16 protein-coding genes, 1 tRNA gene and 1 pseudogene are annotated in these 19,244 nt (G+C 36.6%); 9 read left to right on the top strand and 9 right to left on the bottom strand.

Annotated elements, in window-relative coordinates; all coding sequences use genetic code 11:
* From AC5YD2_RS07015 to AC5YD2_RS06995, 5 genes and pseudogenes are all read right to left on the bottom strand, one after another.
* A pseudogene (locus AC5YD2_RS07015) lies at positions 1 to 283 on the bottom strand (IS982 family transposase); the annotation flags it as partial.
* 461 nt (positions 284 to 744) lie between these two features.
* Positions 745 to 4,278 carry a site-specific integrase gene (locus tag AC5YD2_RS07010; RefSeq protein ID WP_496125638.1) on the bottom strand — a complete coding sequence of 1,178 codons (3,534 nt, stop codon included), beginning with the start codon at positions 4,276 to 4,278 and terminating at the stop codon, positions 745 to 747.
* 10 nt (positions 4,279 to 4,288) lie between these two features.
* A complete protein-coding gene (locus tag AC5YD2_RS07005) occupies positions 4,289 to 6,604 on the bottom strand; it encodes a hypothetical protein (protein WP_496125637.1) in 2,316 nt (771 codons plus the stop codon).
* A 4-nt stretch (positions 6,605 to 6,608) separates the two neighbouring features.
* On the bottom strand, positions 6,609 to 7,061 hold the full coding sequence (locus AC5YD2_RS07000) for a transporter (RefSeq protein WP_496125636.1): 453 nt from the start codon (positions 7,059 to 7,061) through the stop codon (positions 6,609 to 6,611).
* A gap of 159 nt (positions 7,062 to 7,220) precedes the next feature.
* Complete coding sequence (locus tag AC5YD2_RS06995) at positions 7,221 to 7,430, bottom strand: helix-turn-helix domain-containing protein (protein WP_070155952.1); 210 nt, start codon at positions 7,428 to 7,430, stop codon at positions 7,221 to 7,223.
* A gap of 131 nt (positions 7,431 to 7,561) precedes the next feature.
* Between AC5YD2_RS06995 and AC5YD2_RS06990 the strand changes: the two genes are divergently transcribed.
* A complete protein-coding gene (locus tag AC5YD2_RS06990) occupies positions 7,562 to 8,356 on the top strand; it encodes a hypothetical protein (protein ID WP_496125635.1) in 795 nt (264 codons plus the stop codon).
* A gap of 88 nt (positions 8,357 to 8,444) precedes the next feature.
* Here the strand turns inward: AC5YD2_RS06990 and AC5YD2_RS06985 are convergent.
* Positions 8,445 to 8,521 (bottom strand) — tRNA-Ile (locus AC5YD2_RS06985).
* Between the two features lie 286 nt (positions 8,522 to 8,807).
* Here AC5YD2_RS06985 and AC5YD2_RS06980 point away from each other — a divergent pair.
* Together AC5YD2_RS06980 and AC5YD2_RS06975 are read left to right on the top strand one after the other, a co-directional pair.
* Positions 8,808 to 9,368: a 1-acyl-sn-glycerol-3-phosphate acyltransferase gene (locus AC5YD2_RS06980; protein ID WP_496125634.1), complete on the top strand. Its 561-nt coding sequence runs from the start codon at positions 8,808 to 8,810 to the stop codon at positions 9,366 to 9,368.
* A 115-nt stretch (positions 9,369 to 9,483) separates the two neighbouring features.
* Positions 9,484 to 10,233, top strand: coding sequence for a YebC/PmpR family DNA-binding transcriptional regulator (locus AC5YD2_RS06975; RefSeq protein ID WP_496125633.1), 750 nt, complete (start codon positions 9,484 to 9,486; stop codon positions 10,231 to 10,233).
* Between the two features lie 39 nt (positions 10,234 to 10,272).
* Here AC5YD2_RS06975 and AC5YD2_RS06970 read toward each other — a convergent pair whose 3' ends face one another.
* From AC5YD2_RS06970 to AC5YD2_RS06960, 3 genes are all read right to left on the bottom strand, one after another.
* Positions 10,273 to 10,746, bottom strand: a complete 474-nt coding sequence (locus AC5YD2_RS06970; RefSeq protein ID WP_496125632.1) for a GrpB family protein — start codon at positions 10,744 to 10,746, stop codon at positions 10,273 to 10,275.
* Positions 10,747 to 10,765: 19 nt separating this feature from the next.
* Positions 10,766 to 11,236: an Lrp/AsnC family transcriptional regulator gene (locus AC5YD2_RS06965; protein WP_496125645.1), complete on the bottom strand. Its 471-nt coding sequence runs from the start codon at positions 11,234 to 11,236 to the stop codon at positions 10,766 to 10,768.
* A 222-nt stretch (positions 11,237 to 11,458) separates the two neighbouring features.
* A complete protein-coding gene (locus tag AC5YD2_RS06960; RefSeq protein WP_496125631.1) occupies positions 11,459 to 12,223 on the bottom strand; it encodes a glutathione S-transferase family protein in 765 nt (254 codons plus the stop codon).
* A gap of 469 nt (positions 12,224 to 12,692) precedes the next feature.
* On the opposite strand from AC5YD2_RS06960, the gene AC5YD2_RS06955 reads away from it, so the two are divergent.
* The 6 genes from AC5YD2_RS06955 to AC5YD2_RS06930 are packed head-to-tail and all read left to right on the top strand — an operon-like array spanning position 12,693 to position 19,196.
* Positions 12,693 to 13,895, top strand: a complete 1,203-nt coding sequence (locus AC5YD2_RS06955) for an SfnB family sulfur acquisition oxidoreductase (protein ID WP_496125630.1) — start codon at positions 12,693 to 12,695, stop codon at positions 13,893 to 13,895.
* Positions 13,896 to 13,905: 10 nt separating this feature from the next.
* Complete coding sequence (locus tag AC5YD2_RS06950; RefSeq protein ID WP_496125629.1) at positions 13,906 to 15,129, top strand: SfnB family sulfur acquisition oxidoreductase; 1,224 nt, start codon at positions 13,906 to 13,908, stop codon at positions 15,127 to 15,129.
* Positions 15,129 to 16,595, top strand: coding sequence for an LLM class flavin-dependent oxidoreductase (locus AC5YD2_RS06945; protein WP_496125628.1), 1,467 nt, complete (start codon positions 15,129 to 15,131; stop codon positions 16,593 to 16,595). The genes AC5YD2_RS06950 and AC5YD2_RS06945 overlap by 1 nt, the downstream gene beginning before the upstream one ends.
* 23 nt (positions 16,596 to 16,618) lie before the next feature.
* Complete coding sequence (locus AC5YD2_RS06940) at positions 16,619 to 17,473, top strand: MetQ/NlpA family ABC transporter substrate-binding protein (RefSeq protein ID WP_496125627.1); 855 nt, start codon at positions 16,619 to 16,621, stop codon at positions 17,471 to 17,473.
* Positions 17,474 to 17,485: 12 nt separating this feature from the next.
* Entirely contained in the window at positions 17,486 to 18,556 is a 1,071-nt protein-coding gene (locus AC5YD2_RS06935) for a methionine ABC transporter ATP-binding protein (protein WP_496125626.1), read from the top strand.
* On the top strand, positions 18,537 to 19,196 hold the full coding sequence (locus tag AC5YD2_RS06930; RefSeq protein WP_496125625.1) for a methionine ABC transporter permease: 660 nt from the start codon (positions 18,537 to 18,539) through the stop codon (positions 19,194 to 19,196). Before AC5YD2_RS06935 ends, AC5YD2_RS06930 begins: the two co-directional genes overlap by 20 nt.
* Positions 19,197 to 19,244 lie beyond the last annotated feature (48 nt).

The following is a 19,244-nucleotide window of genomic DNA, read 5'->3' as shown; positions in this document are numbered from 1 at the left end:
GAGCTAATTGATGCCTATTGATCAGATGAATCATCCGTTGGTAACAGGGTAAGCTTTTAAATAAATGATTTTTATCCTGTTTCAACCATGTGAAAAAGGCTTTGAAATTAGTGAAATGAGAACATTTATACCAGATAGCAATAAAAGTGATTTCTGAGATACTCAAGTGAGCGGTTCGGACTCTTGAGAAACGACGACTTTGTTTAAGGAAATTCCAATAGGTTGCTTCAAATTTAAGAAAGAAATCATCAATTAAGCAGAATAATTCGGTACTATTAAACATTAGGACTAGAGTTGTGAGTTTTGTGTGGTAACTCAACTGATGGCTCTAGTCCTTCTATTTTTCAAGTCAATTTCTTATCCGTGATTCGGGTTAATTAAAATAAAATATTAAACTAGCTTTCCAAAACCATTAAAAATCCTATTTACTATAAATTAATATTCAATTTAGCTTATCATTTTAATACCAATAAAAAACATTATCCAAATAAACAATATATTGAGATAACTCCAATGTAGATTAAATATAACAGCAATTATTAAGAAAATTTCTATTTCTGCCTAAAATTAATCAAAAAAGCTAAAAACGGGGTTAAATTTTCACATTTAATCACCCTTTTTTGAGCGATAAAAACCCAGTTTTCTGCAAAGATAGACTTAAAAAAACAAAGTTGTAAAATAAAAAAAATATCCATATGATTTCAATGTATTTTTTTTGCTGAATTTCCGTTAATGCTTTCAAGTTCAGATAGAACCCTTGAGCATGCTTTCTTGATACTCTAGGCGCTCTTTCATCTTGTAGAAGACACTTTGCAACAGCATCTTTTGAATAAAATTATTATCTTTTTTTATTTTTTTATTCCATATTTTATATTTTTTTATTTTCACCTCTCCAATTTTTACATTATTAAACTCACTCGAATTATATTTATCCCATTCAAAATTAGATGAATGCTCTGGATAAACTTTATCAATAAAATCTAAGAATTTTTGATAACAAATCAAGTCATTTTGAGATGACACCTTAAAGTTTAAAATAGGACGATCTTTTTCAAGTGAAATTTTATTTTCTAAACAATCAAAGAAATTTTTAAGATCTTTCTGGGTTACATTTTTATTTAATTTAAAAGGTTGATTAATCTGATAGAGAGTAGACCATGTCACCATTTTTTTCCAAGTAAAACTGATAAGACTCTCATGATTAGCATCATTTTTAACCTTCCTTGTATAAAGAGAAAAAGGCTCACTGATCGATTGAATGAACTTCAATATTTTAAAATCAATCGTTGCTTGTTCTTTTTTTTCCGACCATTTCTGATATTCATCCAAAAAAGTTTCACGGTATAAAAACACTTCCTGTTGTTGAGGCTTCTTCTGCTTTTTCTTGTTCTTTAATACAGTAGCTTGAGGATTATTTTCTGTGCGTGGATGAAATTTCTTCATCAATTTTAAAATATCTCTTTCATTCGACTGAAATTCAATTTTGAAGTCACGACGCATCAGGTGACTATCGCCTAATAATGCCTTGATCAATTGAGGTGAATATTCACGTTTTGCTTGATAAAACATGTCAGCAATCAAAATATTCAGATGATGCAGATAATGTCTTGCAGTGATCCGAATGTCTTCATGCCCCATCAGATGTGCGAGTCGAGACCAGGCCTGAGCACTACGCGATGAAGCATTCTTAATATTGGGCAAAATATGCTTTTTAAGCTCACGCCCAAACTCAGAATCATAGTCAGTAAAACAACGTACCAGTGCTCTGCTTCCTTTTAAAAGGATAGCCAAATGTGAAGCTGTACTATGCCTGAAAGCATGAAAGGTATATTGATGATCGTTTGTCCCCAATACAGCATTAAACAGCTGTTGAGTAATTTTTGATAAATTTGTACTAGATAAAGATTGTTCACCCAGCATAAAGAGTTGTTTGGTTTTTCTTTTGCTGACTGCTGCAGCCATTTTAGAGCTAGGTAAAAAGTTTTGATAAAAGCGACAAAATCCTGTGAACTCGTCCGGTGCTAAAAAATAAGCTAAATCAAACTGACGGGTTGCATTGTCACTTTTCAGACCACGCTCAGAATTTAGACGAATCCTGAGGGTTAGATCATCTTCACCTGTTATTTTTGTCATTTTATAGTCAGATCCATCATCTTTATTCTGGTCTAAAGCGGCTTCAAATACATAATAAAGTTGCCGATTGTCAGAATGTTTTCTAAGCTGTTGAGATATAAAATCATCGATACAGATTCCGACAGCCTCATCAACTCGCAAGCCCAGTCTAAATGCCAATATATAGACCCACTTTAGACAGGTTGCATCCTGCTCAGTCAAACCCAAAGCTTCTGGGTATTCTTCAAGAATTCGTATCATCAATTGAAACATCTGAGGACTAATGAGTCTGGTTTTTAAAAATAAACCATCACTTTGACGTTCATATAAATATTGCACGATCGGTGCACGATGTTTCTTTACTAAGTATTGGTGGAAAGCTTTCAGCCGTTCAAAGGCATAACCCGAGGTATTGTGTTTTTTATTGTTATTGGTTTTAGCAGTCGTTTTATGTTTTTCCTGATCATTCAGTAGTTTTTCTTCAACAATCGTGCAGTACATTTCCTCAAACTGTTCTTCAGTAGTTGTATCTAGATTGATCTGTTGTTCTAGAACATAACAAAGTAAGTCAAGCACAAAACTACTATAGTAACGCTTGATCGTGGAGACTTTAATCGCTGCTTTCCCCTGATAAGCAAATTCGTTTTTTAACCACTGACACACACGTAAATGTGCAATAGCCACTACATAATCTAGGTACTCGCCATTTCCAGCCTCAAACGCAGATTTATAGTCTTCAGATTTTTGGATACTTTCTTCGAGTTGATCCGCAAGCTGTTTGGGTTTTATATCCTGATGAAAAGATAAAAGCCAGGATTTCAGGTCATGACGTTGACCAGTTCGTCGATCATAAAATGTTTTGACAGTAACTGTAGGCATCTCCAATTCTAAAAATTGTTTTTTCTTACCAAAGTTTCTAATTATGGTCTGAATGGTTTTCCAGTTATTAGGTTGATCATAGAGCTGTATCTGTTGCTCATAGATTAAAGGTGAAGTGATTATTTGATTAGTCAGCACACTAGTACTTAACACATCCAGATCAGGAATCTCTTGCCATAGAACATAATCCATATGTTTAAAAACAGTAAAACCAATTTTTTCCAGACCTTTTAAAAATAGTTGAACATAATGATCAAATTGCACTTCCTCTGGAATTTTTTTTGAGACTTTCTCCTCGCTCTCATCCATCTTCTTCACATTCAGTACACTGTCAAAATGCAACTTGAGTTTTTCTAACAATCTGTCTTCGCGCTGAATCTGAACTTCCGTTTCACTGCATTCCTTTTCCCAGCACTGCAATGGAGACATGTTTTGTAATATATGCGCTTGTGGTCCATTGAGGAGTTGTTGGATTCGTCTATAACACAGCATCACAAAGGCATTGAAATATATGTGCTGAGTTTGCCATAACTCCGTCTCATCTTCGCCATGCTGACGATAAATATTGCCATACTTTGTCGAGGGCAAAGTGTAAGAAAAAACATAAGCATGATGGTAATTTGGATAGATAGAGAGCAAGCCGCTATCGAGGTTCATATTAAAAATGGCATCATGAATGGCCAATAGCCGTTCAGGTTGAATGCATCCTTGATCAAAAATTAATGAAGTACACATACATTCAAACAAGACATTCAATAATTTTTGTTGCGCTTCAACTGCAGACTTTAAATTGATGCCTTGGGTTTGTTGTACCAGATAATCCGCCCAATTCACATAAAGTTTTTCTTTTACTTTAGAGAGCATAGTGCCCTGCTGTAGTTTGTGACCAGAAAAAATATTGTCCAGACGTTTAGGTGTGTAGACTATCCAATCGGGCAACTTAATCTCATAGTTCTCGACATAGCAAGGGTAATCCTCTTGCCACTGCTGTTTTTTTTCTTTACAAATTTTTTTCACTAGTTTAAAAGAGAATTGAAGGTATTCTACAGCCTTGTTTTTAAATTTGGGAGTTTGGCAGAGCTGCTCTAAAACTGCTCTATGGATATTAAACTTGTCCAAAATTTGTTGATCAAGTCGCTCAAAATCAATTTGAGCAAAGTCAGAATTTACATCAATATATGTAGCAGCAATCAGCTGAGAAATTTGCTGAAATATGTCAGTGATTTCACTGTTAATTACGCTTTCTAATTGTTTGACAATCGATTGATCGAGTGATGTATGAGACACAGTGAATCCTTTAAAGCACTTCAAGCTTTACAATTTCTAGTTTGTTGAGCAAGCTTTCAATTTGTTGCTGTATATCTTTCTTATAGAGAAAAGGGCTTAATCCAGAATTATGTGCGAATCCCATGTTCTGTTTATCATGAGCATACAACGTATTGTGAATGTCACTGCTCAGAGCAAGATGATTTTTAGTTAAATGCCTTGGCCAGTTTTTGTAAATCTGCACGGTCTCTTTAAGGTAATTCGTGACAAAATCAGCAGACATGGGCTGTAACTCCAAATTCTCTACGACTTCCGCAAGATTCACAGGATCTTTCTTAGACTTGATACGAGGATGTGAGATGACATAGAGCATTAACCCCTCTCTTTCTAGCTGAGCTTGCAAACTTTTTATATCGAGTAATTCGATGGTTTGCGTCAAATATTTTCGATACGCATTGAAATGATTTTGCCAGTAGCATGTAACAGGAATAGGACGTCCTACTTTTCGCGAATTAGTTTTTTTGTCATGCACGTAAAGTAGCTGTGCATTGGGATCATAGTGTTTCATTAACCCCGGCATGCCAACTAATGGACGCACCGTCAGGCAAATTAAGGAAAGATGCCACATCCAAATACTGTAAGCATTCAGCTTCTCGATCCTATTCGCTTGAGCATTCGCTAATGTGTTTTTGACAAAATGATAAAGCTGATTAAAAAACTCACTCGCGCCCTCTATAGTCCAGCAGCGCTGACTACCGATACGTTCCTCACGATGAAAAATAAAACCGGGGTGTTCATCCTTAATCCATGGATCATCTTTTCTACGGCCTAATAGAACATTGATATAGCATTGGAAATACTGGTTGATTTGATTAATCTGACGCCCCTCATAGTTCCATTGCACGATATGATTGGTATCACGATTAGCTAGTAAGTATGCGACCAGATTATCACCAGCCTCCATATCCAGATGGAAATAAATTTGCCGCTCTAACATCCCGCAGGTGATTTCACCAATCTGATGCCCTTTAAAGACTTCCCGCAAAAAATTATTATATTGAATCGCACAAAATTCACTTTGCTCTAAGTTATCTAATGCCTTTAAACTGGTGATCCATGGTCCTGGAATACACCATTCTAGAGTTAAGGCTCGATTATAACGCTGTGTTTTATCCTCCATAGCACCGGAATGATTGGCATTAAGCTTGGGATCAATCACCCAGTAATAATGAATAACTTTGTTTATTGATTTTTCTTTGATTTTGCCACCCTCAATCAAATCCTCAACCTTTTGAAAGACCGTTGGACTCAGACCCGTCAAGAGACACATCAGACCGCATACAGCTAAAGATGATTGATATGAATCTTTGCTGATCTTTTCTTGATAACATTCCTGCAATAGCTGATAGGCCTGATGTAGTAAGCTAGGTTTCAAATAAAGTGGATTTGCTTTATAGGGTAAATCACGGCGCTGAATGCGCTTTTGCTGCTTTTCAAGCTGTTCCTGATTTTTTTGCGGGTCATCAAAAAAAATCATCTTCTCCCGCTTGGAGATCTCATCCTGTTCAGTATCAACAACATTGACCTCTGTATCCAATCCAGCATCCTCATTCTCCACATCCAACAATGATGTGCCTGAATCAGATTTATAGGTCATGCCCTTTTTAATATCGTTAATTAAAGCCTGAACATTAATTACTGTTGAATTTAATCTACTATTGATGAGCTCATTACACACAATAATGAATTGTTGAATATGGCGGTCCAACTTGAATTTTTCGATGGTTTTTTTTAACTTTTGCTGCTCTAAAAAATCTTTGAGTTCGCCGGCATCAAGTTCATCCATTCCTTGGATCTTTTGCGTGATGTCTGCATACAGTTGTTTATTTTCCTCAGCATTACAAAACTGCTTTTGCAACAACAGCTTTAAATCATAAGCAAGTGTGTTGCTTTTATTATTATTTTTACACTGCTCTAACACAATCCCTCTTTCAGTCTCTTCAATCTGAGGACCTAAGCGGATGATTCCCTTTAATATTTCACACACGACTGCAGTTAAAAGATAGGAATAGATGAATTCTGCTTTTTGTTGGTCGCTTAGTTGTCCTATAGATGCACTTTTAGCCCATTGCGTTAAGCCTGCCAATAATTTCTGTTGTGTCACTATCCGATTATTTTTAATCACCACATGTATCTCGTGAGTAGCAGCATACAGTTCCTGTGCCTGCTGATCTTGCCCCAGGAGCTGATTCAAAATTTGTTTTTTCCCGCTCAGGGACTGATTAACCCATTCTTCCAATAATTTGGTTTCTTCGTCTAACTCTGACGATTTATCATTTTGACTCATAAAATCACCATAATTTTTTAGGGTAAAAATTGAAAGTTAGGTTTTGCTCTATCTTGAGGTTCAAGTCTTTATGCAACTTGAAGTATTTTTTATAGGTGCTGGCACTCAATTGAACACAACGCTGCGGATTTGGATCCGCTCTCATATGCTGTGATAATTTCAGACCTAAGGCCTTCGACAGTTGAGCAAAAAAACAGCTAAAAAGCACAACGTGTATCTGTTTATGTTCGTGCTTTGGGAACTGCTTTATATCTAAAGAAATGTTTTGGATTAACCATTTTAAGATCTCAAATTCATCAATCAATTGATTAGCTCTAGTATCCTTTTTCAAGGTTTTTTTGATATAAACATCCAGCTTGTTTTTTAAATTCAATACAAATTTATGAATAAAATCTGATAGATCTAATATCAAAACTGCTCTGAGTTTGGTCAGGACTTCAAATGATTTTTTTTGCATGTTTAGTTTTTCTAGCTTTACTAACCCACCGAATACTGGCCTAGCAGGCTCTTATATATTCTGAAAATTTGATTTTCAAAAGGTGAAAAATATTTTGAATTCAGTTTCAAAGCCATCTAATGAATAGATATGAGCAAGCAGCCCATACCATCTTCAAAATCAGTCTTCTTTTAAGCCAGCAAATTTGTAGACATCCGCCTTACTCCAACGAAGAGTACGTCCATGTCTAATAGGATTAATTGGACCATTCTCATATAAAGCCCACTTACGTAAAGTCTGTTCTGCATACCCCAAAAGCCTAGCTGTCTCTCTAGTAGTCAATAAAAGCCGATCATCTGTAATCGGCCTATGTTTATGCTTAAATGACATTTTTTTCGTTCCAGGTTGATTTGAAGCTATCAAAGCATAATTATATTTGGAAAGAAATATTCACAAAAAATCATTTTTCTTGCCTAATTTTAAATTAAAATGAGGTGAGCTTTAATTAGTAAGAGTGATGTATGGGCCGACCGCTAAGAACTAAGATAGATTTTGCAAAAACAATTAGCTGGTATGACTTTTTTTATAATCAGTTGGTACACTTTGGTAGATATAAGAATGATTATGATATGGAGAAATTTTTTTATGGATACCCAGAAATACATGATGTGAAAAGCTTATTTAAAAAGTATAAATTTGGTTTATCTACACCACAAAAAAATTGGATAGGTATAGTTGAATCTAAATGTATTGGCTCATCCAATATTATTAATCATTCACTGTGGAAAATTTTAAAATACCAAACATTTGATGAAACTCTTATTTTTTTAGAATTAAATACTCTACCTTACTATATCGTAGAAATTATTATATCCAATGGAAGTATTAAAGAATTTGATAGGAGTAACTTAGAAGAAATAGCAATTTATGGCTCACTAGACAGTGTTTTCGCCTTATATTTATTACACCATTGGGGAGTAACGATTAATAGCACTGCTCTTGCTAATGATTGCTGTTCACTCCTTATAAATTCATTAGAGCTATTACTAGAAAAAAATCCTCATCTCCACCGTTCACATATATTGTTATTTGATGAATTATTTAATCAGATATTCCTTACGGAATTAAAAGGATATAACAGACCACTTAAAATTAAATTAAATTGGCGACACTATAGAAACACCAAGTGGGCTATAGAAATTCAAGAAAAATCCAAACAAGCTGAAACTGATTTACTTGCTCACCGTAAACTTAAACACTTGATTCCAAGCACAGATCCAAACCTGGTAGAACTATACAAAAAACTGTTTGGATAAGTTGATTTTGTGTGCTTACCATATGCTTACTAAAATCAAAAAACAAAAAAACCACTTAGGATTAGTACACCTAAGTGGTTGTTTTATTTGGTGGGCCCAGACAGACTTGAACTGTCGACCAACGGATTATGAGTCCGCTGCTCTAACCAACTGAGCTATAGGCCCTATAAATACTGATATATCAGGTATTTCGTCCGAGAATACTATCGAAAAAAAAAATGAAACACAAGGGATTTTACGATTGAGAAATTGAGACGTATAAATAATGGTCAGTTTTGATTTTCCATGATTGAAAACTATGTAAATACTTATTCAACGTGGTATCAAGCGATGCACCTAAAGCTTAAGTGATATGTTTAATTATTTCTTTTAACGCTTTATATATTGTCTTTTTTGCAACTTCATTTCAGAATTACACAACATAAATGCCTTAACGAATAAGACCTTGGTTATGAAAAAACAAATTGCTGAACTTGCGTTTAAACTTGCTGGCGTTAAATACCATGTTGAACCTGGGGTGTTAGAGGACAAACAAGTCATTATTGGATTTGAGCATACCACCATGATGGATGCTGTGCTTTCGATTGCTCTATTTCAAATTCATGATATTAAGATTCACACACTAATCAAAAAAGAACTCTTTAAAGGCCCATTTAAACCGCTACTCGAAGGTGTCGGCGGAATTCCTGTAGACCGTAAATCCAATCTCGATATTGTCTCTCAAATGGTTCAACAATTTGAAAAAAATGAGCAATTCAATTTAGTGATTGCCCCTGAAGCGACTCGTGCAAAAAATGGGGAATCACGTAAACCGATCCGTACAGGTTTTTGGCATATCGCAAAAGCTGCAAATGTCCCTATCGTATTTTTATTCGTAAATCAAAAAACCAAACAAGGTGGAATTTTCGGTAAAATTTATCCAACGGATTTAGATCAAGATCTTTTGAAAATTAAAGCCATGTATAAAGAGCATACTGGCTTGGATATTGTCATTCCTGAAGCTAAAAATTAACTGATAATAATTTAAAAAACCTATTTTCAAAGGCTTTATTCGAAAAAAGGCCTTATGGTAGAATTCTTTCCAATTCGATTCGGCATAAGGCCAATCTACAAGGAGCATATTTCGCATGGCGGGTCATTCCAAGTGGGCTAACACAAAGCATCGCAAAGCAAAACAAGATGCGAGTCGCGCTAAAGTATTCACAAAATTTATCCGTGAAATCGTAACTGCTGCTCGTTTAGGTGGTGGTGATGTTGCATCTAACCCCCGTTTACGTGCTGTCGTTGAAAAAGCACTCGTCGCAAATATGACACGTGACACCATTAACCGTGCGGTTCAACGCGGTGTTGGTGGTGAAGATAATGCTGATTTAAAAGAAGTCACATACGAAGGTTATGGCGTGGGTGGTGTTGCCGTTATTGTTGAAACAATGACAGACAACTTAAACCGTACTGTGCCTGATGTGCGTCACTGTTTCTCTAAAACAGATGGAAACTTAGGTACAGCAGGTTCTGTTGCCTACATGTTTACCAAACGTGGTGAGATTACTTTTGAAGATGTGTCTTTAGAAGATCAAATCATGGATGTTGCTTTAGAAGCAGGTGCGGAAGACATCGAAGTTTCTGAAGATGAGATTCTGGTCATTACAACACCTGAGTCTTTTGGTGATGTTCAAGATGCACTTACAGCAGCAGGTTTAAAATCTGATAATGCTGAAGTTGTAATGAATCCATCAACGAAAGCATCTATTTCAGACATCGAACAAGCCAAAAAAATCATCAAAATGATTGATATGTTTGAAGACCTTGATGATGTTCAAAACGTTTATACCAACGTAGAATTCACTGATGAAGTTTTAGCCGAACTTGATGCTTAATTGTATCGATATCCAAAACGCACCTTAGGGTGCGTTTTTTTATAAACTTAGAACATAACGGATAAATTTTGATTTCTTCTCACGATATTGATTCATCGATAGAGAAACGGAATTTAACTTCAATCGGTTATATTGCTCGACCAAATCAACTGAAGCCCTAAGTCGATCTCTAAATAGGATAAAAGATTCAAACTCACTTCCTGCGACAACCAATTGAATAGCAACATCATCATTATTTTGTGATTCAAACATACATAAATGTGGTGTTCTTAAAGTATTCTGTTTCTCTTGAAATCCTAAACGTTTAATTTGAGTGATACAGTGTTCAAACTCGTTCTGTGATACTGCTACGTAAATATCTAAATCACCTTTAGAGAATGACTTTGGAATCGCAGATGAGCCGATATGCTCAATCTTGGCATGAGGAACCAAATGAAATAACTGTCTATAGTAGGTTTCATATAGTGCATTACATTTGGGCTGATATTCTGTCGGCTCGTAAAAATGAAGCATTTTATTCTCGCTTACCCAATTACACTCTGCTTAAAAGTCCACTACAGTTAAAGACTTTATATTCTTTGATTACGAAACTTGAATGCAGTGCAACCACAAATTCAATTTTTCCAATACGTTTTAGCAAGATTTCACTATAGTTTTCCATATCTCGCGCAACCACTTCTACAATAAAATCAGCAGATTGCCCTGTCACTAAAAATGCATTAATCACTTCTGGAATGCTTTCTAATTCTTCAAGAAACTTTGCAAAAGTATCCGTATCATGTTTACTCAGTGACACTTGTAAAAGTACATGCAAACTAAATCCAAGTTTTTGGTAATTGATGTCACGCTTTAAATTGGTCATGATCTTATTTTCAATCAAGTTCTTAATACGTCTATGTACTGAACTGACTGATAAACTGATCCGCTCTGACAGCTCATTAAGATTCAGATCTTCATGGGTGAGTATTTCTAAAATTTGCTTATCATAGCGATCTAATTCCACCACGAATCCCCCTTTTATTATTTAAAAACAGCTTCTATTGAATCTAAGCTTATTTATGGGAAATTAATAGCAATTATCTTAATTTATTTAAAATTAAAGATAGTATTTAGTCTTATATTAAAAAAAATTCCCACTTCAGGCTCACTTTAGAGTATGGCAGGAATAATTTCGTTTAGAACTTCTCCAAGTTTAAAATTTTAAGATTCATAGCATGAGCTAATATTACATCCCGCGCCAATCTACCCGTGCACAGCGTTCATTTTCATAAATTCGTTTTACATACTGACCAATCGGTTGCTCTAAAAGATAGAGTTTAAAATTATGATAATCTTCAGAAATATTAGAACTCAATTCTTTTTCCCACGGCGTTCCTTCAATTTCAAGCAAAGGGGCTAACATCGAACACACAGCAATATCTGCTAAACCCAGTCGATCTCCCACGAGGTAGCGCCCATGATTTGCATTTAATCTGGCGTTTAAATCAATAATAATCTCATCCATACTTGATTTAGCATGGATGACTTTTTCAGAATCAATCTGATAGCCTTTGGTGACTAAACTTTTAATGATGGGTTTTGAAAATTTCTCAAACTTTCTTAAGTAACCTTTTTCACCAATCATAATTTCAAGAGGTTCATCACTTTCAGATAATGCATGCGCTAAACCCCAACGGCGAACATACATCCCTAAATCATTGGAGATTTGATTAATCTCTAATGCTTGTGCTCTGAGTTTCGGATCAGAACTTAACAGCGCATGCTCGGGATAATGATCATCTAAGTAGAGTGCAATTTCAGTCGAACCCGCGATCCACGTTTCACTATCTTTTAAAACGGGTAACTTATTCTGACCTGTTTTAAGCTGAGTAAAAGCGCGATGAACGCCTGGAATCAAATTATGCGCCACAAAGTCGAGTTCTTTATGATCAAGTAACCAGCGGGCTTTCTCACAGAAATGAGACAGTGGAAACTGGTAAAGTGTGCGCATAGCTACTCCAAAAAAATCAGCAAAATTGATAAAAATGAAATCAATCATTCAGAATGTAACATATTTTTTCGATATATTTCTGTCATGTACTCTAGTCACCCAATCCCCAAATTTCAAGTTTCAATCTGTGACCAATTCTATTTCTGATAAATCTAAATTAAATTTTAGGTATTTAAATTTTATCCTGAGTGATAAAAAACAATAAATTTCCAATAAAAGTACTCTCTAAATTTATAACGAATACATAGTTACTTATCTTATATCTCAATATAAGCAAAGAATAATTAAAAATAAAAAACCAGTTTCAATCAACTTTATTTATATATATCAAATATTTAAATTCTATGAAAAATAGCTATTTTTAGCATTTTTTCTATTTAAGATTAATCTTCACAACCTTATCAAAATTCAACATTTACCAATTTAAAGTCAGAAGCGTAGCGTTAAGACAGTTATTTAGGATCTCATCATGTCACGCTTAATTAATCGAACAGTTCATATTCTTGAAAATGACCAAGATGCTATCAATGCTGCTTATCAAGTTGCAGATTTTGCACTTGAAGGTCGTAATATTCGAGATCAAAAAAGACGATTGCCATTTGAAGAAGTCAATTTATTCAGCCAAAAGGGTTTGGGAGGCTTACGTATTCCCAAAAAATATGGTGGTGCTGAAGTCTCGAATAGAACCTTGGCTCAAGTCTTTAGAATTATCAATAAAGCCGACTCAAGCCTAGGACAAATTCCACAAAACCAAATTGCACTGCTCAATATGATTAACATTATGGGAACTGAGCATCAAAAACGCTTTATTTTCACTGAAATCTTAAAGGGTAAACGTTTAGCCAATGGGGGGCCTGAACGAAACACCAAAGACTCTAAAACCTTAAATACCAAGCTTATATTTGAAAATGGTAAATATTTGATTAGTGGACAAAAGTTCTACTCAACAGGAAGTAGCTTTGCCGATTGGCTGGCGATTAAAGCCGTTCACCCTGAAGGTCATGTGATTTTGACGATTATTGATCGTCATAGTCAAGGTATCGAAGTGATGAATGATTGGAATGGCTTTGGACAACGTACCACTTCAAGCGGTACGGTCATTTTAGATCAAGTTGAAGTCGATCCTTTTTTAATTTTTGATGAACGAATTTTAGCGCAAGCGACCAACTATCGGGGTGCTTTTTCTCAATTACTACAAGTTGCAATTGATGTGGGCATTGCAGAAGCCGCCTTCGAAGATACGCTCTCTGCTGTCGCTAAAGCGCGACCAATCGCCGATGCAAATGTAGATAAAGCAAGTTTGGAGCACTATACCTTACAAGAAGTAGGTCGCAGTCAAATTTTACTAGATGCAGCCATTTTACTGCTCGATGAAGCCGCTAGCTATTTGGATGAGCTGGATGCATTAGATGAAGTTTCTCCCGAACAAGCAGGTCTCGCATCCATCAAAGTCGCTGAAGCAAAGATCTATGCTAATGACGCAGCCCTACTCATTTCAGAGAAACTGTTGGAATTAGGAGGTAGTCGTTCCAGCCTGAGTGAGCATAATTTAGATCAACATTGGCGTAATGCACGTGTTCATACCTTGCATGACCCTGTCCGCTGGAAGTTTCATGCGTTGGGCGACTATTACTTAAATAACACCTTACCTGTTCGTCATGCTTGGATTTAAGGAGAAACTTATGACCTCATATCAATCGATTATTCCTTTAATGGCGCAGCCAATTTCTCATGCACATATTATCAAATCTGATCAAGAAGCTTTAGAGATCGCACAGCGACTCGCTGAAAAATTTAAAGAAAATGCAATTCAGCGTGATGCTGAAAGACAATTGCCATTTGATGAAATTGAAGCCTATAGCCAATCAGGCTTATGGGCGATTACAGTACCCAAAGAATACGGTGGCGCAGAGGTTTCAAGCTATACCGTCGCTCAAATCATTGCCCTCATCAGTGGTGCCGATGGTTCTATCGGTCAAATTCCACAAAATCATTTTTATGCCTTAGAAGTTTTGAGAAATACTGGGACTGAACAACAAAGACAAAAACTCTATGCAGAAGTACTCCAAGGTGCGCGTTTTGGAAATGCTTTAGCAGAATTCAAAACTAAAAATGCAACACAAAAACATACCACCATTCGCCAAACTACAGATGGCTTTGAGGTCAATGGTGAAAAATTCTATTGCACTGGAAGTTTATTCTCGCACCGTATTCCCACTTTGGTGAAAGATGAAAATAACAATGAATATTTAGCGTTTATTCCACGTCAAAGCGAAGGCTTAAGCTTAGTCGATGACTGGTCTGGATTTGGTCAGCGTACTACAGGCAGTGGTACAGTGAAATTCAATCATGTCAAAGTTCTCGCTGAAGACATCATTCCTTTTGATCAAGCATTTCAGCAACCAACGCTGGTGGGTCCTTTCGCACAGCTTATGCATGCAGCCATAGAAGTTGGTATTGCTCGGGCAGCATTTGAAGAAACTTTAATTCGTGTTCGCCAAGCGCGTCCTTGGATTGATTCAGGTGTGGATTTTGCTACCCAAGATCCGCTGACTTTATCAGAGCTTGGACGTGTCAGCGTTGATGTCAAAGCGAGTGAACTCCTACTCAAACAGGCAGCTCATTCAATCGATAATGCTAAACCTAATCCTCATGAAAAAAATATTGCTCAAGCATCTATCGATGTCGCTAAAGTTCGTGCGCACAGCACAGAAACAGCGTTAAAAGCATCTTCTAAATTAGTAGAGTTAGCAGGAAGCCGTGGTAGTCAAATTCAAGAGGCTTTGGATCTCTATTGGAGAAATGCCCGCGTTCATACACTACATGATGCTTCAAGATGGAAATATTACTTCATCGGCAATTATGTGCTCAATCATATCCTTCCACCACGTCGAGGGACACTCTAATGAGCCAAATCAAATTACAAAACCGTTCACAAAACCGTTCACAAAACAAGCCTATAAACACTCTACACAGCGATCAGAAAAAAATTCTACTGAATGCTTTTGACATGAATTGCGTTGGACACATTAATCACGGGCTTTGGACTCATCCTAGAGACGAATCTTATCGCTTTAATGAACTGAGTTATTGGACGGACTTAGCACAGACTTTAGAAGAAGGCTTATTCGACGGGCTGTTCATTGCAGACATTACGGGCGTATATGACGTTTATCAAAACAATATTGATCTGACCCTCAAAGAGTCGATTCAACTTCCGAGTCATGATCCAAGTACTTTGGTCTCCGCGATGGCTGCTGTGACGCAGCATTTAGGTTTTGGAATTACCGTGAATTTGAGTTATGAATCGCCCTATCAGTTTGCCCGTCGCTTTGCCAGTTTAGATCACCTGACTCAAGGACGCATCGGCTGGAACATTGTCACAGGCTATTTAGATAGTGCTGAACGTTTAATTGGTCAAAAAAGTTTAAAAGACCATGATCAGCGGTACGAACAAGCGGAAGAATTTCTCGCCCTTTGCTATAAATTTTGGGAAGGTTCTTGGGAAAATGATGCAGTTATCATCGACAAACAACAGCGCGTCTTTACGCAACCCCATAAAGTTCATGCTATTCATCACAAGGGTCAATTTTATCAAAGTGAAGGTGTGTTCCAAGTCTCTCCTTCTATCCAGCGGACACCTGTGCTCTTTCAAGCTGGCGCCTCTCCTCGCGGTTTAAAATTCGCAACTCAGCATGCTGAAGCGATGTTTATTGGTGGTGACAGTGCAGACAAACTCAAAAAACAAGTGGATAGCATTCGTGAATTGGCACGATTAGATGGTCGTAATGAGCAAGCGCTTAAGCTTTTTGCAGGTATTACAGTCGTTACTGCTGAAACGGATGATTTGGCGCAAGAAAAACTAAAAGAATATGTGCAATATGCAAGTTCAGAGGCTGGAATTGCTCACCTTTCCAGTTCAGTTGGTATTGATTTTTCTCAATATTCAGATGATGACATTATTCCTTACCAACCAACCAACAGTATTGTTTCAGTCAATGATCGCTTTAAAGCACAACAAGTCACTTTAGGTGATTTAAAAGCACAACATCTATTAGGTGGTCGTTATCCACTCTTTGTGGGTTCAGGACGTACAGTTGCCGAACAACTCATCGAACTTATTGATGCTTCAGGCCTTGATGGTTTCAATCTTACCCGCACTGTTGCACCAGAATCACATCAAGATTTTATTCGTTTGGTGATTCCTGAATTACAACAACGCGGGCGTTATAAAACTGAATATGAATTAGGCAGTTTAAGACATAAAATTTTTCAAAAAGGTCCCCATTTACCGACAAGTCACCCTGCAGAACAGTTTCGATGTCAAAACTCTCACATTGAACCTGAAAAACGAACTCAGCAAACAGCTTAAAACATTACAATTAAGGGTGCACTATGTCACAAACAACAAATCAATCCGCAAAGAAGAAGCTCACTATTCTTGCAGTTGTTATCGCTGCTATTATTATTGGACTCGTGATTTGGTCACAAAAAGGTAAACAAGATCAACAGGAAATCGTGATTGGAATTAGTCCACCTTTTGCTAAACCTTTACAAGTCGCAGTCGATGAAGCGAAGAAGCAAGGCATTAACGTAAAATTGGTTGAATTTTCAGATTGGAACACACCGAATATCACGCTTAACCATGGCGATATTGATGCCAACTATTTTCAACATCAGCCCTTCTTGGACAATGCCTTAAAAGAAACTGATTTTAAACTCAAAGCTTTAGGCATTGGATCGGGTACACATGTTGGACTCTATTCAAAAAAATATAAATCAATCAATGACGTTGCAGATGGCGCTCGCGTTGTGATCCCCAATGATCCAGTGAACCAAGGTCGAGCACTGTTACTTTTACAACAATCAAAACTGATCACCTTGAAAGATGGAGACAATCATTTATCAAACTTACAAGATATTGCCAGCAATCCTAAAAATCTAAAATTTATTGAAGTAGAAGGCCCACAAACTGCACGTGCTGTAGATGAAGCTGATCTAGTCTTTAGTTATCCAATGTATCTTCGTTTGGCAAAAACTATAGACCCTAATGCTGCTTTAGTTCTCGATCAAATCAATAACACCCGCTATGCCATTTTATTTGTGGTACGTGATGATTATGAGCAAAGCCATCCTGAAAAAGCTGAAAACTTGAAGAAATTTATTCAAATTTATCAAAATTCTGAAAAAGTAAAACAAGAGCTGAATGCAGATATCGGTGAAAAACTATGGTTTAAAGGCTGGAAATAAGGAGAAAATCTCATGGTTAGTTTCGGCTCAACAGTTCAATTTGCAATACCACACATTACCATTCGAAATTTGAATAAATATTATGATGTACAAGGCAAACAAGTACATGCCCTAAAGAATATTAACTTAGATATTCCAGAGGGAAAAATTTTCGGCATTATTGGTAAGAGTGGCGCAGGAAAATCTTCATTGATTCGCACGTTGAATGGCTTGGAAAAAGCCTCAAATGGCAACATCCAAATCCACAAACAAGAATTGTCAAAGTTGAGTCATCGTGAATTCATTTCATTGCGTCAGCGCATTGGCATGATTTTTCAACATTTTAATCTAATGTCAGCAAAAACTGTATTTGAAAATGTCGCACTTCCCTTAAAAGTTGCACAGTATAAAAAGTCAGATATCGAAAATCGTGTGAAAGACGTTTTGGCATTGGTTGGTCTTGAAGATAAAGCCGAATATTATCCATCGCAACTTTCAGGTGGGCAAAAACAGCGTGTGGGAATTGCACGCGCATTGGTTCATCATCCTCAAATATTACTCTGTGACGAAGCGACGTCTGCTTTAGATCCTGAAAGTACATCTGTTGTGCTTTCTCTATTGAAAGAAATTAATCAAAAATTAGGTATTACCATTGTTCTGATTACACATGAAATGCAAGTCATCCGTGAAATTTGTGATCAAGTGGTTGTGATTGATCAAGGGAAAATCGTCGAATCAGGTCAAGTCTGGTCAGTATTTTCAAATCCTCAGCAAAAAATTACGCAGGAACTACTTAATTTAGAACAACTGGAACTCCCTTTTCCTTTGAGTGATCAGCCTCTACATGAAAATGATCAGACCATTCTCAAATTAGGTTATGAATCCACGGTTGATCATTTGCCTAACTTAAAAGAAATCTTTGATACTTTTGATGATCCAATTCATCTATGCCAAAGCCATGTGGATACCATTCAAGAGCATTTAATTGGCTCAATTATTATTACTGTTCAAAATAATCAGCTTGATCTAGAACAACTTCATCAAAAATTGAAAAATAAAATTGCGAATATAGAGGTACTCGGTTATGCACGATCAACTCATTGATTTATTAATTAGTGGCACGATTGACACCTTAATCATGGTGGGTGTATCCGCATTGGTAGCATTCTTGATTGGGTTACCCTTGGGAGTCGTTCTTGTGAGCACTTCGGAGCACGGTATTTATCCTTCAAAATCCATTAATCATTCGATTGGATGGGTGGTGAATATTACCCGATCTATTCCTTTTCTAATTTTAATGGTTGCTTTAATACCGATTACACGCTTTCTAGTGGGCACCAGTTATGGCGTTTGGGCTGCCGTCGTACCACTCACTTTGGCAGCAACACCCTTCTTTGCTCGAATTGCAGAAGTCAGTTTACGTGAAGTTGATCATGGACTTATAGAAGCCGCACAAGCCATTGGGTGCAATCGCAAACAGATCATTTGGCATGTCTTATTACCAGAAGCACTACCGGGTATCGTGGCTGGATTTACCGTCACCATTGTCACCATGATTAATTCATCTGCTATTGCAGGTGCAATTGGGGCTGGAGGATTAGGTGATATTGCCTATCGCTATGGATATCAACGATTTGATATGCACATTATGCTGGCGGTTATTTTGGTTTTGGTTGTATTGGTGATGTTGATTCAAGCCACTGGTGATACTTTATCTGCACAACTCGATAAACGGAAAATTTAAAGATGATGAGATCATAAATAAAAGAGTGCCTCCGTGCATTCTTTCTTT

This window comes from Acinetobacter sp. CY73 (genome assembly GCF_059515865.1).
Note: the sequence above shows the minus strand (reverse complement) of the source record. Positions and strands in the feature narration are given on the sequence as shown.